The organism is Streptomyces sp. S.PB5 (assembly GCF_030403745.1).
Classification (GTDB): Bacteria; Actinomycetota; Actinomycetes; order Streptomycetales; family Streptomycetaceae; genus Streptomyces.
In genome coordinates this window covers 185141-199703 of sequence record NZ_JAQMWP010000017.1, presented here as the reverse complement: position 1 = coordinate 199703, position 14563 = coordinate 185141, and the positions used below count along the sequence as shown (strand labels likewise).

General features: G+C 71.4%; 15 protein-coding genes and 1 pseudogene. 10 read left to right on the top strand and 6 right to left on the bottom strand.

Going from position 1 to position 14563, the window contains the following annotated elements; genetic code table 11:
- Nucleotides 1-93 precede the first annotated feature (93 nt).
- Together PH203_RS36925 and PH203_RS36920 are read left to right on the top strand one after the other, a co-directional pair.
- Entirely contained in the window at nucleotides 94-1491 is a 1398-nt protein-coding gene (locus PH203_RS36925; RefSeq protein WP_289925862.1) for a PLP-dependent aminotransferase family protein, read from the top strand.
- Nucleotides 1492-1568: 77 nt separating this feature from the next.
- A complete protein-coding gene (locus PH203_RS36920) occupies nucleotides 1569-2264 on the top strand; it encodes a L,D-transpeptidase family protein (protein WP_289925861.1) in 696 nt (231 codons plus the stop codon).
- A 29-nt stretch (nucleotides 2265-2293) separates the two neighbouring features.
- On the opposite strand, the gene PH203_RS36915 is transcribed toward PH203_RS36920, so the two are convergent.
- Both PH203_RS36915 and PH203_RS36910 read right to left on the bottom strand, forming a co-directional pair.
- A complete protein-coding gene (locus PH203_RS36915) occupies nucleotides 2294-3493 on the bottom strand; it encodes a Gfo/Idh/MocA family oxidoreductase (protein WP_289925910.1) in 1200 nt (399 codons plus the stop codon).
- Between the two features lie 14 nt (nucleotides 3494-3507).
- On the bottom strand, nucleotides 3508-3654 hold the full coding sequence (locus PH203_RS36910) for a hypothetical protein (RefSeq protein ID WP_289925917.1): 147 nt from the start codon (nucleotides 3652-3654) through the stop codon (nucleotides 3508-3510).
- A 302-nt stretch (nucleotides 3655-3956) separates the two neighbouring features.
- Here PH203_RS36910 and PH203_RS36905 point away from each other — a divergent pair, with 302 nt between their 5' ends.
- Entirely contained in the window at nucleotides 3957-5120 is a 1164-nt protein-coding gene (locus PH203_RS36905; RefSeq protein WP_289925859.1) for an ROK family transcriptional regulator, read from the top strand.
- A gap of 136 nt (nucleotides 5121-5256) precedes the next feature.
- On the top strand, nucleotides 5257-5421 hold the full coding sequence (locus PH203_RS36900; protein WP_289925915.1) for a hypothetical protein: 165 nt from the start codon (nucleotides 5257-5259) through the stop codon (nucleotides 5419-5421).
- Nucleotides 5422-5499: 78 nt separating this feature from the next.
- Here PH203_RS36900 and PH203_RS36895 read toward each other — a convergent pair whose 3' ends face one another.
- Nucleotides 5500-6882 carry a S1 family peptidase gene (locus tag PH203_RS36895; RefSeq protein ID WP_289925857.1) on the bottom strand — a complete coding sequence of 461 codons (1383 nt, stop codon included), beginning with the start codon at nucleotides 6880-6882 and terminating at the stop codon, nucleotides 5500-5502.
- 97 nt (nucleotides 6883-6979) lie between these two features.
- On the bottom strand, nucleotides 6980-7810 hold the full coding sequence (locus PH203_RS36890) for an SAM-dependent methyltransferase (RefSeq protein ID WP_289925855.1): 831 nt from the start codon (nucleotides 7808-7810) through the stop codon (nucleotides 6980-6982).
- A 185-nt stretch (nucleotides 7811-7995) separates the two neighbouring features.
- On the opposite strand from PH203_RS36890, the gene PH203_RS36885 reads away from it, so the two are divergent.
- On the top strand, nucleotides 7996-8382 hold the full coding sequence (locus PH203_RS36885) for a PPOX class F420-dependent oxidoreductase (RefSeq protein ID WP_289925854.1): 387 nt from the start codon (nucleotides 7996-7998) through the stop codon (nucleotides 8380-8382).
- Between the two features lie 87 nt (nucleotides 8383-8469).
- On the opposite strand, the gene PH203_RS36880 is transcribed toward PH203_RS36885, so the two are convergent.
- Nucleotides 8470-8883 (bottom strand): zinc ribbon domain-containing protein, encoded by a 414-nt coding sequence (locus tag PH203_RS36880; RefSeq protein WP_289925853.1) that lies wholly within the window; start codon nucleotides 8881-8883, stop codon nucleotides 8470-8472.
- A 136-nt stretch (nucleotides 8884-9019) separates the two neighbouring features.
- A complete protein-coding gene (locus tag PH203_RS36875; protein WP_289925852.1) occupies nucleotides 9020-9757 on the bottom strand; it encodes a TetR family transcriptional regulator in 738 nt (245 codons plus the stop codon).
- A gap of 197 nt (nucleotides 9758-9954) precedes the next feature.
- Between PH203_RS36875 and PH203_RS36870 the strand changes: the two genes are divergently transcribed.
- The 5 genes and pseudogenes from PH203_RS36870 to PH203_RS36850 all read left to right on the top strand — a co-directional run bounded on the left by PH203_RS36870 (nucleotide 9955) and on the right by PH203_RS36850 (nucleotide 14405).
- Nucleotides 9955-11064: a substrate-binding domain-containing protein gene (locus PH203_RS36870; RefSeq protein WP_289925851.1), complete on the top strand. Its 1110-nt coding sequence runs from the start codon at nucleotides 9955-9957 to the stop codon at nucleotides 11062-11064.
- Between the two features lie 33 nt (nucleotides 11065-11097).
- Nucleotides 11098-11217 (top strand): annotated as a pseudogene (locus PH203_RS36865) (hydroxyacid dehydrogenase); the annotation flags it as partial.
- A gap of 26 nt (nucleotides 11218-11243) precedes the next feature.
- Entirely contained in the window at nucleotides 11244-12689 is a 1446-nt protein-coding gene (locus PH203_RS36860) for an HAD-IA family hydrolase (protein WP_289925850.1), read from the top strand.
- 75 nt (nucleotides 12690-12764) lie between these two features.
- Nucleotides 12765-13580: a hypothetical protein gene (locus PH203_RS36855; RefSeq protein ID WP_289925849.1), complete on the top strand. Its 816-nt coding sequence runs from the start codon at nucleotides 12765-12767 to the stop codon at nucleotides 13578-13580.
- A 147-nt stretch (nucleotides 13581-13727) separates the two neighbouring features.
- Nucleotides 13728-14405, top strand: coding sequence for a peptidoglycan-binding domain-containing protein (locus PH203_RS36850; protein ID WP_289925847.1), 678 nt, complete (start codon nucleotides 13728-13730; stop codon nucleotides 14403-14405).
- Nucleotides 14406-14563 lie beyond the last annotated feature (158 nt).

Here is a 14563-nt window from a genome sequence, read left to right as displayed (position 1 = left end):
GTCCGTCCGCGCCTGGTCCACTTGGGCCGAACTGGACCGGCGATCACGGGACCCGCCGACGTGGGTATGGTCCACTTCGGTCAGACTGGACCGATGACCATCGGATTCGCCGCCGCCCTCGGCGCCTGGCGCGAGCGGCGCGGCCCCCTGGCCCAGACCCTGGCCGCCGCCGTGCGCGAGGCGGTCGTCGACGGCCGGCTGCCCGCCGGGACCCGACTGCCCTCCGAGCGCGAACTCGCCCGCGTCCTGGGCGTCAGCCGCGGCACCGTCGTCGCCGCCCTGACCCTGCTGCGGGACGACGGCTGGCTGCACACCCGGCACGGCAGCGGCAGCCGGGTTTGCCTCCCCGCCCGTCTCACCGAGCGCACCACACCCTGGTCCCTGGACCGCGGCGGAGCGGGCGACGCCGACCTCGACCTCACCCTCGCCCTCACATCCGCACCCCACGACGCCTACCGCGCCGCCCTCGCCCGGGCCGCCGACCGCAGCGCCGCCCTCCTCGTCGACTCCGGCATCGCCACGGCGGGCCTGCCCCGGCTGCGTGAACTCCTCGCCGACCGCTACACCCGCGCGGGCCTCGCCACCCGCCCGGAACAGCTCCTCGTCACCTCCGGCGCCCAGGCCGCCCTCACCCTCCTCCTCGACCACCTCCACACCGACCGCCGACGCCCCGTCGCCGTGGAGAGCCCCTCCTACCCGGGCGCCCTGGCGGTCCTGCGCGCCCGCAGGACCCGGCTCCTCCCCGTCCCGGTGACATCGGACGCCGGCTGGGACACCGAGCACCTCGCGGCCGCCGTACGCACCCGAGGCCCCCAACTCGCCTACCTCATCCCCGACTTCCAGAACCCCACCGGCGCCCACATGGACGCGGCGACCCGCGCGGAGATCGCCCGGCTCCCGGTCACCGTCATCGCCGACGAGACGATGCGCGACCTCGACCTGCGGACCGAGCCCGGCACCGAACCCCATCTCGCGGGCCCCCGCGTCATCCAGATCGGCTCGGCCGGCAAGACCGTCTGGAGCGGCCTGCGGGTCGGCTGGATCCGCGCCACCGCCGATCTCGTACGACAACTGCGCCAAAGCCCCCTGCAAGCACAGCTGTCGCCGCCGCCTCTGGAACAGCTCATCGCGGCCGAGATCCTCGGGGAAGGACTGGACGAGGTGCTGCGGGACCGACGGACCCGGCTGCGCGCCCAGCGCGACCACCTCGCCGGACTCCTCGACGGGACGGGATGGACGTACACGCTGCCCGGCGGCGGTCTGTCGCTGTGGGCGCACCTCGGCGCCACCACCTCGGCCACGGATCTCGCGGCCCGGGCCGCCCGGCTGGGCCTGGCGGTGACGCCCGGCCCGCACTTCGCCGCCGACCGCACCACCCTCACCCACCACCTGCGCCTGCCGTACACGGCGACACCGGACGTCCTCAGCCGCGCGGCGGGTCTGCTCCGGCGCTGCCACGAGCAGGAAGTTCACCGTTTCGTCACAGCCTGACCCGGCATACAACCGCCGCCCCCGCGCACCGGTCTAGCAGGCAGCTCACACAAGACTGCGCAAGGGAAGGGCCCGCCATGGGGGACATACGCAGACGAGGGGCAGTCGCCCTCGGAATCACCGGACTGATCGCACCGCTCACGCTGACGCTGGGCGCCGCGCCCGCCCAGGCGGCGAGCTGCACCACGCAGACCGGGCCGTACCAGAAGCAGGTCGAGAAGTTCCTCGGCCTCCCCGTGGACGGCAAGCAGTCCAGCACCGACTGCAAGGCCATCCGGGCCTTCCAGAACAAGCACGGCATCAAGCCGAACGCCGGCTACGCGGGCCCCGTCACCTGGGGCGTGATGAACCTGATGAACAAGCAGAAGGCCGTGGGCAACAAGCCCAACAAGGACGGCAAGTGCCCGGTGAACAAGGGCCGGATCGCCTGCGTCAACCTGACCCTCCAGCTGAGCTGGATCCAGGACGGCGACAAGCTCGTCTACGGCCCGGTCCCCGTGCGCACCGGCCGCGACGGCTACGAGACCCGCACCGGCCTGAAGAAGATCTACTGGCGCGACATCGACCACGTCTCGTCCATCTACGACGTCCCCATGCCCTACAGCCAGTTCTTCGACGGCGGCCAGGCCTTCCACTCGGTCAACCTCAGCATGTGGAACCCGCCGGGCTCGCACGGCTGCACCAACATGACCAAGAAGGACGCCAAGAAGTACTGGTCCCTGCTGAAGAAGGGCGACGACGTCTTCGTGTACGGCCGCAAGCCGGGCACCTGATCCCTGGCACCCGGCTCACGGCCGGCGCCCTACTGAGGGGCGTCCCCGAAGTCCGGGATCCGAAGCCGTGCCCCGCCCTGCCGAGCCGAGTCGTGCGCGATGATGCCCGGCAGGGTGTAGCGGGCCGCCACCCAGGCGTTGACCGACGGCAGGGTGCGGGTGTTGACCGCGGTGACGAAGTCGTCCACCAGGAAGTGGTGGCTGCCCTCGTGCCCGTTGTGGAGGTTGTCGAACTCCCTCGGCAGCCGCGACCGGTCGTGCACGGGAGCCGAGCCGGAGGTGAACGCGGCCCGCAGATCCGGCGCGATGTGCTGGAGTGACGGGTCGTCAGGAGACAGTGTGGGCTTGGGTTCCAGCAGTTCGCTGATGTCCTTCACGCCCTTCTTGTCCTGCCACAGCGCGAAGGTCGCGAGCTGCTCCATGCTCCCCTCCGTGCCGAAGAACCGGAAACGGGACTCCCGGATGTGGGACGGATACCCCACCCGCCGGAACTCGTTCGTACGGAACGAACCGCCGCCCGCGACCTCGAACAGCGCGGTGGCGTTGGAGACGTCGTTGCCGAACTGGCTGACCTCCTTGTCGAAGACCCCGTCGCCCCGGTCGTCGACCACACCGATCGCCGACACGCTCACCGCATGCGTCTGCCACGCGCCCAGCACCCCGCCCACCGAGTGGGTCGGGTACAGCAGCGGGGGATAGCTGGCCGTCGCCTTCCAGTTCTCGCCGCCGCTGTACCGGTACGCCTCGTAGAACCCCAGATCCATGTCGTGGACGTAGTCGCCCTCGGCGTAGAAGAGCCGCCCGAACGCGCCCTCGGCGATCTGGTTGCGGGCGTGCACGGTCGCCGGGTTGTACTGGCTGGTCTCGCCCATCATGTACGTCAGTCCGGTCGCCCGCACCGCGTCGATGATCGCCGCGATCTCCTCGGTGGTGATCGCCATGGGCACCGCGGAGTACACGTGCTTGCCGGCGTCGAGCCCCTGCACCACCAGCGGGCCGTGGGTCCAGCGCTGGGTGAAGATCGCGACCGCGTCGACCGCCTTCGACTCCAGCATCGCCTCGTACGAGGGGAAGGTGCCGGTCAAGCCCTCGGCGGCGGCGAGGAGTTCGGCTCGTTCGGGCAGAAGGTCGGTGACGTGGACGTCGCTGACGCCGGGGTGGGCCAGGAACAGTTTCGCGAACTGTCCCGAGAACTGCCCGGCGCCGACGATGCCGAGGGAGAACGTCATGGATGCGTTGCCCTTCACTGGTCGAGGATCAGGTTGATCTGGCCGTTGGTCTCGTCGAGGCTGCTCATGGACTTGCCGTTGCCGTAGATGTCCTCCATGGCGGGCGGAGGCCAGATGGGCCACCCACTTACGGGCGTTGACCTCCGGACGTGCCGCCACACAATGATCAGGGCGATCGTGGGGATCGCCCAGGTTGTCCAGGCCGCAGCGTCGGCGCGATGAACAACGCGGCGAGCCGCCCGTCGCCCCCGCCCGACGGCAGACGTGACGGAGGACTGCTGGGGGCGATGGTCATCGGGGGGCTCCCTCGTCCACGGCGGCTCATCCTCGGCATTTACTTTTGTAGCGAAAGAATCAATGCGTCAAGGGGCCTGCAGTCATCGTTTCAAGGTCAGCGCGAGCGCCTTAGAATGGTCATGTTGCTTTCATTGCGAAAGAAACCTGAGGGGGGAGGCTGACCCGCATGACCGCAGTAGCCGCCAGCTGGCATCCCCTGAGCGCCGGTGAGCGCTCGGTGGCGATCGAGGTGCTCGTCAACGGACCGCTGTCACGCACCGAGCTCGCCCGGCGCCTCGACCTCTCCGCGGGCAGCCTCACCCGGCTCACCAAACCGCTGATCGAGTCCGGCCTGCTCATCGAGGTCCCCGAGGCCGGAGCCCCGGCCGAGTCACGCACCGGCCGCCCCTCGCAGCCCCTCGACGTCGTCGCGGAATCCCGCTCCTTCGTGGGGTTCAAGGTCACCGACGACATGGTGTACGGCGTCGTCACCACCCTGAGGAGCGACATCGTCGCCCGCCACGACCGCCCGCTGCCCGGCCATGAACCGGCCGAAGTCGCCGATCTGCTGGCGGAGATGACCGAGGAGCTCGCCCGCGTCCACCCCGGACGGCTGGCCGGTATCGGGATCGGTGTGGGCGGCCTGGTGCAGCAGCGCGCCGTCGTGGGGGAGTCCCCGTTCCTGCACTGGCGGGACGTGCCCCTCGCCGAACTGGTCGAGGAACGCACCCAGTTGCCGGTCGTCGTCGAGAACGACGTCGCCGCCCTGGTCGAGGCCGAGACCTGGTTCGGCGCGGGCCGCGGACTGGACCGCTTCGTCGTCCTCACCATCGGCGCGGGCCTCGGCTACGGGCTCGTGCTCGGCGGACGACGGGTGCCCTGCGCCGAGGAGGACCGCGGTTTCGGACGGCGCTGGATCGTGAACCCCAACGGCCCGCTCACCCCCGACGGCGAACGCGGCAGCGCCGTCTCGCTGCTGACCATCCCGAACATCCGCTACCAGGTGCAGGCCGCGACCGGCCGCGACCACACCTACGAGGAGATCCTCGCCCTGGCCGCCGCGGGCGAGGCCATGTCCGCCCGTGTCGTCGACGAGGCCGCGCGCGCCCTCGGCACCCTGGTCGCCCAGATCTCCAACTTCGTGATGCCGCAGAAGATCCTGCTCGCCGGAGAAGGGGTCGGACTGATGGACGTCGCGGGCAGGACCGTGGAGGCCACCGTCCGTGCCGGACGGGACCCACTGGCCGCCCCCGTCGATGTGGAGACCAAGGTGTCCGACTTTCACGACTGGGCGCGCGGGGCGGCCGTGCTGGCGATCCAGGTGCTGGTGCTGGGCACAGCGGAAGCGTGAATTCCGCCGCGACTGCGGGTCTTAACTCCCTGACCTGCATTGACAGATGGACGTGATCAGCAACACGGTCCGAATTGCCCGAATTACTCGTACTTACTCACGCTGCCTTCACCTCCGGCGCCGTATGCTTCACAGCATGTCCACCACTGTTGAACCCGCCTCCGATAGGACGGCTGACGAGGTCAACGAGGAGATCCGGGCCCTGTGGCGCCGGTCGGGCGGGACACTGAGCGGCGAGCAGCGCGAGGAGTACCAGCGGCTCGTCCTGGAGTGGGCCGCCGCGGCCCCGCAGCCGGCCTGACCCCTCCCTCTCGCAGACCACCGACGGCACCCGCTCGCACGGGTGCCTTCTTCATGTCGGCCCCAGGTCGCCTCAGCCTCAGCCCCAGGTCGTCGAGTAGTACCGCTGATACGCCTTGCGGTCCTGCTCCGCCCGGATGTACCGCGTCGCCACCAGCGCCATCATGCTGCCCCCGATCACCAGCAGCCCCGGACCCACGTTCCGGGTGTCCGTGAGCCGGGCCAGCAGCGTCTCCCCGGCCGTGCCGCCACCCGTCACGGGTGTCGAGGAACCCGGCGTGGCCGCACCGGGAGCGGCGGCGCCCTGCGAGGCCGCCGCGGACGGTGCCGGAGCGGCGCTCTGCTGTCCGGCGCCGGTCTGCTGCTGCGACACGATCAGCTGGACACCGAGTTCGCTCATCGCCTTCGTCACCGGCTGGAAGAACGTCGTCCCGCCCGTCGTGCAGTCACCGCTGCCGCCCGAGGTCAGTCCGAGCGCGATCCCCTCGGAGAACATCGGCCCGCCGCTGTCCCCGGGCTCCGCGCACACATTCGACTCGATCAGCCCGGTGACCGTGCCCTCGGGGTAGTTCACCGTGGCGTTGACGGCCGTCACCGTGCCGTCCCGCAGCCCGCTCGTGCTGCCGCTGCGGAACACCCGCTGTCCGATGGCCGGATCGGCGGCGCCCGTGATCCGCACACCGTTGCCGTTCCCGATGGCGACCACGTCGGCGCCCTCGCCCGCCTTGCCGCTGTCGTACCGGACCAGCGAGAAGTCGGCGCCGGGGAAGTTCTGCCGCACGGTCTCGCCGACCTGTGTCCGGCCCCGGTTGTCCGCGAACCAGACCGAGCCCGTGGGACCGCAGTGCCCGGCCGTGAGGATGAAGTCCTGCCGGCCGTCGGTCACATTGAAGCCCGCCGAACAGCGCCCGCCGGTCGACAGGATCGGCTGCGCCCCGTTGATCCGGGTGGTGAAGGTGCCCTCACTGCGCTCCATGCGCACGAAACCGCCGATGCTGCGGGCGACCTCGGTGAGCTCGGCCCAGTCGGCGGCCGAGACGGTGCTGTCCGCCCGTACCACGACCTGGTTGGTCCGGTAGTCCATGGCCCAGGACGTGCCCGCGATGCGCGGCGCCGAACGGAGCGTGCCCGTCGCCGACTTGAGTTCGTTCATGCTGTGCGACACGACCTTCGCCGTGGCGCCGGACCGGCGCACCTCGGCGGCCGCGTCCTCGTCGGTGACGGCGACGACCGGTTTGCCGTCGGCGCCGATCCAGGTGCCTGCCGTACGGGAAGTGCCGAGCTTCGTCACCAGGCCGCTGCCCGTCGCCGCGGCGGACTGCGCGGTCGTGAGCGGCAGGGCGGAGGTGCCCGCGGGCTCGCTCGCCACGGCCTGCGTGACCATCACTCCGCCCAGAAGGATTCCGCCGACGGCGGCCAGCCGTGTCACTCGCCGGACGACCCGTCGTCGTGCGTGCCTCATGCATGGCTCCCGAACCCCGAACAGCACGGCGTCAACACCGTGAGGCACTCCGGTAGTCGAGCACCCCCTTGTCATACGTGGGCTGAGCCGCCTTTGTTCATCTCTTGCGGCCCACTCCGCCGTACATCGCCACCTCCCGCGGATCGGCGCCGTCGGCGTGCTCGGGCCGCCAGCGCGAGCACGACACCACGCCGGGTTCCAGGAGGTCGAGGCCGTCGAAGAAACGGGCCACCGCCTCAGGGGTGCGCTGGGTCAACCGGGGCGTGCCGTGCGTGTTCCAGAACCGGACCGCCGCGTCCACGTCCGGCATCGCCGGCAGGACGACGGTGTGCGACAGCACCAGATGGCTGCCCGCCGGCAGCGCGTCCATCAGCCGCCGCACGATGCCGTACGGGTCCTCCTCGTCATCGATGAAGATGACCACACCGAGCAGCATCAGGGCGACGGGACGGCTGAAGTCCAGGGTGGCGGTGGCCCGTTGGAGGATGGCGTCCACATTGCGCAGATCCTCGTCCAGGTGATCGGTCGCACCCTGCGGGGTGCTGGTGAGCAGGGCGCGGGCATGCGCGAGGACGAGCGGGTCGTTGTCGACGTAGACGATCCGCGCCTCCGGAGCGACACGCTGCGCGACCTCGTGCGTGTTCTCCGCCGTGGGCAGCCCGGTGCCTATGTCGAGGAACTGCCGGATCCCGGCCTCGGCGACCAGATGTCTGACCGCCCGCCCCAGGAACAGCCGGTCGGCGCGCGCGTACTCCCCTATGTCCGGGTGCAGTTCACGGATCCGGTCGCCCGCCACCCGGTCGACCTCGTAGTAGTCCCCGCCGCCCAGCCAGTAGTTCCAGATCCGGGCCGTGTGCGGCTGCAGCGTGTTGATCCGCCGGCGCAGCGTCGCGGCAGGGTCCTCGGTGGCCGGTGAGTGGTCCGTCACGGGGCTCGGTTCTCCTGGAGTGCCTGGCACGGTGCGTGGAGTACGACGTCAACCGGAAATCTAGCCCCGCAGTTGATGTTTGTTGAGGGTACGGAGGTAATTTCCGTGAGCGAGCGCCGTACTCCCGTCCGGGTGCACGAACCCTCCGCGGTGCGGCGCCCCGGCCGCTGCCTAGACTCCCTGTCATGAGCGACACGCCGCTGGACCGGCTCGGGGCCGGCAAGTACCTGCTGATCACCAGCTACCGCAAGAACGGCACCCCGGTCCCCACCCCGGTGTGGGTGGTGCGCGACGGGGACCACCTGGGGGTGTGGACGGTTGCCGACTCCTGGAAGGTCAAGCGGATCCGGGCCCGCTCCGACGTCCTCGTCGGCCCCTGCGACATGCGCGGCAACCCCACCGGCGACCCCGTCCCGGCCGGCGCCGAGATCTGCGACGCGCAGACCAGCGCCCGCTACCGCCGGCTCATCGCCCGCAAGTACGGCATCGTGGGCCGGCTCAGTCTCCTCGGCAGCCGGCTGCGCCGCGGGTCCGACGGGACGGTGGGGCTGCGGGTGACGCTCAGGGACTGAGCCGGGGGTGAGCCGCCGCGCCGTCGGGGAAGGCCACGAAGAACGACGGCGGAGCGGGAGCGCCGCGCGGGGCGGGCCCGGGTCCCGTCAGGTCCAGGCGCGGTAGGGCTCGTCGAGCAGTTGGAAGACGGGCTCGCCGCGCACCGGGTCCTTGGCCGCGGAGAGCCGCACCCGGTCGCCGCTGTGGATGCCGATGGGCGGACCCATGACCCGGCCGCGCACGACGAACCCCTCGGCCATCTCGACCATCGACACATTGCGCGCGCCGGGGGTGTTGCGGTGCACGACGGTGGAGTGCCGGACCGTGCCCGTGCCCTCGCTGCGCTCCGTGCGCAGGTCGCTGCCCTGGCAGACCGGACACAGCAGCCGGTGGTACATGGCGGTGCCGCACCAGTTGCACCGCTGGTAGAGCATGGCGTCGTTGTCCGGGGCCGCCGGTTCGAGTACGCCCGCAGCGGCACCGAATCCCTGAGGAGCGACGTTTCCTGAGTAGTGGTACACGCTGGTCAACTCCCTGTGCTCGGCCGGAACCCACGTGCGCGGAGGGCCGTGCCACCGTGCACCACCTCAATGTATGGCACTGAGTGTCGAGCGTAAAGGCACTGCGTACCCTGAATTTCCTGGGACCGGGCCGGGGTCAGTCCTGCGTGAGGGTGGCCTCGATCTCCTGGACCACCCGCCACAGCGGCGCCCCGCGGCGGGACACCAGGACCACCACGTCCTCGGTGTCCGCGGGCTGCCCGGGCCGGGCGGGGGGCGTGCCGAACGCGGTCTGCACGTACCCGAGCGCGTGGTCCATCTCGGTGCCCACGTCGCCCTTGCCGTCGGAGCGCAGCCAGGAACGCAGCGCGTTGTTGTGCGCCGCCGCGACCGCCGCCGAGACCACGTCCGCCTGGAGATGGCCGTCGGGCCGACCGGCGAGCCGGCGCCGCAGATACTCGGCGAAGGCGCGCTCGTAGCGCCACACCACGGACAGCTCGTAGGCGCGCAGCCCGGGAACCTGCTTGGTGAGCCGGTAGCGCTGCACCGAGAAGTCCGGGTTCTCGGTGTACATGCGCAGAACCAGCCGCACCGCCTCGCAGACCCGCTGCACCGGCTCGTCCGCGTCGTCGCCGGCCGCGAGGAAGGCCGTCACATCGGCCAGGCAGCCCTCGTGGTCGGGGAAGACCACGTCCTCCTTGGAGGGGAAGTAGCGGAAGAACGACCGCCGCCCGACCCCGGCGAGCGCCACGATGTCGTCGACCGTCGTCTGCTCGTACCCCCGCTCCAGGAACAGCTGGAAAGCCGCCGCGACCAGGGCGTCCCGCATCGGCGGCTTGATGGCGGCCGCATCCGTCTTCTCGCCGCGGCGGGGGACCGCGCTGCTGGAGCTCATGGATGTGAACGTAGCACCGGAGGGCGCTCGATGGCACTAAGTGCGCTACTGGGAGGGTACTGAGTGCTGCACTCGCTCGTTTTGATCGTATCGAGCGTAAGTGATCGATACGATTGCGGGCGTAGGGTGAGCGCTTCGGGATCACGCTCCGCGTCGCCCCGTGAACGTTCGTCCGGCCTCGCCCCAGGGGGGATTCCATGCGACTGCACGTCGACCGGCGTCATGAGCGGGTGCTCCAACTGGTCAAGGAGCGGGGCAGCCTGCGGGTGGCCGAACTCGCCGCCGAACTCGGTGTCTCCGCGGTCACCTTGCGGCGTGACGTGGAGGCGCTGGCGGCGCAGGGCCGGGTGCAGCGGCTGCACGGTGCCGTGGTGTGGCCGGGGGAGAGTGCGGCCGAGGTGCGGGAGCGGCCGGAGAGCTCCGAGGGTGTGGTGATCGGGATGATCGTTCCGACCACCAACCATGTCGTCGTCGATGTCGTGCGCGCCGCCCGCGAGGCCGTCGCCGCGCAGGGGGGCCGCCTCGTCCTCCGGGTGACCGGATATGTCGGCGCCGAGGGCACCGTACAGGCGGAACACCTGGTCGCGGGCGGTGCGGAGGGGCTGCTCGTCGCGACCGGCTGGTTCGACGGCGGGCCCGCGGACGGCCGGGAGAAGTGGCTCCTGGACCATGACGTGCCGGCCGTCCTGGTCGAGCGCTCGGCCCCGCCCGGCAGTCCGGCCGCCGGACTCGACCGGGTACGGACCGACCGCGCCCACGGCGCCGCCGTGGCCGTCGGTCACTTCGCCGCGCTCGGACACCGCAAGATCACCGCGCTGATGCAGGAGGGCCCGCACGCCACCCAGATCGCCGCCGGTTTCCAGGCTGCCGTGCGCGCCCTCGGCCTCGAAGTCGACGCGGGCGCCCCGAGCGTGCGCGAGCACGGGGACTACGAGGCCGGCGTCGATCATCTGATCGCCGCGGTGAAGAAGCGCGGCGTCACCGCGGCGCTCGTGCACAGCGACGAGGACGCGATCGTGCTCGTGCCGCGGCTCCAGGCGAGCGGTGTGCGGGTCCCGGACGACCTCGCGCTGATCGCCTACGAGGACCAGGTCGCGGGCCTCGCCGACGTCCCGCTCACCGCTGTCGCACCGCCCATGCGGTCGGTGGGGGAGCAGGCCGCCAAGCTGCTGCTGGAGCGGGTCGCGGAACGCCGGAGCGGTCGGCGGCCGGAGCCGCGCCAACACCTCGATCTGCTCCCGGAGTTGCGGGTCAGGTCGTCGTGCGGTGGCGCGGCGGTGACCGACGGAGGCAGAACGACCGACTGATGAGCATGACCGACGTCCTCACCGGACACCTGGTCCCTCGGCAACGAACTGCACCGAATGACCGATTGGGCCATCGACGAGGTCTCCCGGTACGCGCGAGGCTTGCCGTTCGCCCACGGGGTCGGGTCCGGGGAACTGTCCCGCTCGGCCTGAACGCCCCACCGCTGAAGGGAGATCCCGTGCAGGATCGTGTCCTCGTCGTCGGCATCGACGGCGTACGTCTCGACGTACTGCGCCGCCTGTCCACCCCGCACCTCGACGCCCTGGCCGCCGACGGCTTCCTCACCCCGATCGAGGTGGACGCGGACACCCCGACCATGTCGGGCCCGTGCTGGGCGACCGTCGTCACCGGCGTGACGGTGGTCAAGCACGGGGTGTGGAGCAACAACTTCATCGGTCACCGGCTCGACACCTTCCCCGACTTCACCACCCGCCTCGCCGAGAAGGACGGCCGCCACACCCTGGTCGCCGCCGGCTGGCAGCCCCTGATGCAGGTCCGCAGCGGCGGCCCTCTGTTCCGCGCCCCGTCCCGGTCCGTCTACATCGCGCCGGCCGAGGACACCCCCGAGGCCTGGGAGGAGTGCGACGAGCAGATCACCGCGGCGGCCGCGCGCGTGCTCGCCGAGGAGGACGTGGCCGCGTCGTTCGTCTACCTCGGCGCACCCGACGAGACGGCCCACTACCGCGGCTGCGGCGAGGAGTACGAGACCTCGGTCCGCCGGGCCGACACCCGGCTCGGCACACTCCTGACGGCAGTGCGCTCCCGGCCCTCGTACGCCGACGAGCGCTGGACCTTCCTCGTCGTCACCGACCACGGCCACGCCGACGCGGGCGGCCACGGCGGCCGTACGCCCGAGGAGCGCACGGCATGGCTGGCCGCGGCGGGTCCCGGCATCGGCGCGGCACCGCCCGTCGTGCGCCACACGGACGTCGCCGTCCAGGCGCTCGTCTCCGCCGGCCGCCATCCCGACCGGCACTGGTCGCTGGACGGCCGCCCCTTCGCCGCCCGCCCGCACGCCGTGCTCCTCGACATGGACGGCACCCTCGTCGACACCGAGTCCCTGTGGCTGCGCACGGTCCGCCAGACCGCTCCCGACATCGACGTCACCCACGTCCTCGGCCGGTCGGTGGGGGACACCGCCGCTCATCTGCACACCCTCACCGGCGCCGACCCCCGGACGCTCGCCGCCGATCTGGAGGCGCGTTTCCTGGCCGTCGTACGGGAGGAGGCCGCCCCCCTGCCGGGCGCGCTCGACCTGCTGGATCTCCTCGCCGAGTCCGGCATCCCCGCGGCCCTCGTCTCCGCCTCCTCGCGCCCCGTCGTGGACGCGGTCCTCGAAGTGCTGGGCGCCCACCGCTTCCGTACGACGGTCGCCGAGGGCGAGACGCCCCGCACCAAGCCCGCCTCGGACCCCCACCTCGCGGCCGCCCGTGCGCTCGGCGTCGAGGCGGCCGCCTGTCTGGCGGTGGAGGACTCGCCCGCCGGTGTGCGGGCCGCCGAGGCCGCGGGGTGCCGGGTGCTCGCCGTCCCCTCGTACGCGGCGATCGAGCCCGCGCCCCGGCGGACCGTGCTCCCCGAGCTGAAGGGGATCGGGCGGCGGGAGCTCTGGACGGCGGGACTGTGACCTCGTGGACCGGCATTTTGTTCGAAGAACTCCCGCTGCATACGATCACTGCTCGCCGCCGCCGAGGAGTCCCGTATGTCCCGCATCCTGTACGTCACCGACCTGGCCTACCAGGCACGCGGGCGCCGGTACTGCGACGAGGACATCTTCCTCACCGCACGGCTGCGCGAGGACTTCGACCTCGCCCTGTGCGATCCGCGCGACGCGGCGGCGCTGATGGACGCCTTCGACGCAGTCGTCGTCCGCAACAGCGGGCCGGTCCTCACGTACCAGGAGGCCTACGGCGGCTTCCGCGAGCGGGCGCTCGCCACCGGGGCACGGGTCTACAACCCGCTGTCCGGCAAGGCCGACATGGCCGGCAAGCAGTACCTGCCGGACCTGTACGCGGCCGGGTACCCGGTGATCCCCACCGTGGACCGCGCGGACGACCTGCACCGGCTGCCGCGGACGGACCGGTACGTCGTCAAGCCCAGACTCGGCGCCGACTCCATGGGGCTGGAGATCGTCGGCGGCGACCGGGTGCGGGACCTCGTCGGCGAGGACGTGCTCGTGCAGCCGTGTATCGACTTCGTCCACGAGGTCTCCTTCTACTTCGTCGACCACGCCTTCCAGTACGCGCTGTACGCACCGCACACCGATCGGCGCTGGCAGCTGGAACCGTACGAACCCACCGGCGCGGACCTGGAGTTCGCCCGCAGGTTCGTCGAGTGGAACGCCCTCGGCCACGGCATCCAGCGCGTCGACGCCTGCCGTGCGCCCGGCGGTGAGCTGCTGCTCGTCGAGTTGGAGGACCTCAACCCCTATCTGTCCCTGGACGCGTTGAGCGACGACGGCAGGGACGCCTTCGTCGCGGCGATGAAGGCGTCCCTGCACGGGTTCCTCGCGGCCTGAAACTCACCCTGGCCTGACGGTGATCCTCTGTGTGGCCATCGATCGTTTGATGAGGAGGAGTGGCGCTGAACTCGCCGGGCCGCAGCCGCGTATCACTGCGCGAGGGGACGGGCCCGGCCCCTGTGCGAGGGACGGAAGGAGAGTGAGATGCCGATACCTCCCGAACACGGGGAGCCGCAGGTCCGCCCGCCTCTGGAGCCGATCCGGGTGGTGCGTCCGCGGAACACCGACGCACTGGCGGCACTGTTCAGGGATCCACCGATGGAGACCCGCGGCCGCGAGTCCTTCGTGATGCCGCGACGGCTGTCCGGAGCCGAGGACGAGACACAGGACCTGCCGCCCGTCCCCGCACGCGACGGCAGCCCCCGCTTCGGGTTCGGTCCGGGCCTGCGCCGCTCCGCCGTCGCGCTCGGCGTGTCCGCGGCCGCCCTGGTCGGCTTCGGCTGCGCCCTTCTGCTCCCCGGCCGCGGCGGTGACGACACCGCAGCGCCCCCGCCCGCCCCGCTCCCCTCCGTCACCGCGACCCCTTCCGTCACCGCGACCCCCTCCGCCGCCACGACGCCGTCGGCCGCCACCGACCCCGACGGCCCCGGCACCCTGCGCGAGGGCGACAGCGGCCCCGAGGTGACCGACCTCCAGCAACGGCTGCAGCGCATCCCGAACGTGTACGACAACGGCTCCACCAGCGGTAGCTACGACACCGTCCTCACCGAGGCGGTGGCCCGCTTCCAGCTCTGGTACGGCATCCGGGGCGACGAGAGCGGCGTCTACGGCAATGACACCCGGCTCGCACTGGAGTCCCGGACGGCCGCCGGCGGCGGCTGACCTCTCGAACGCCCGGCAACACAAGGGAAAAGAATGCCGGTGCACGGGACGACGGGCCTCACCATGGAGGCACCCGTCCGACCCGAAGGCCGAGCCGATGAGCGCCTCCCGCATCCCGGGCCTCCTGCTGCCCGCCGTGTTCCTGCTGGCCCTTGTCG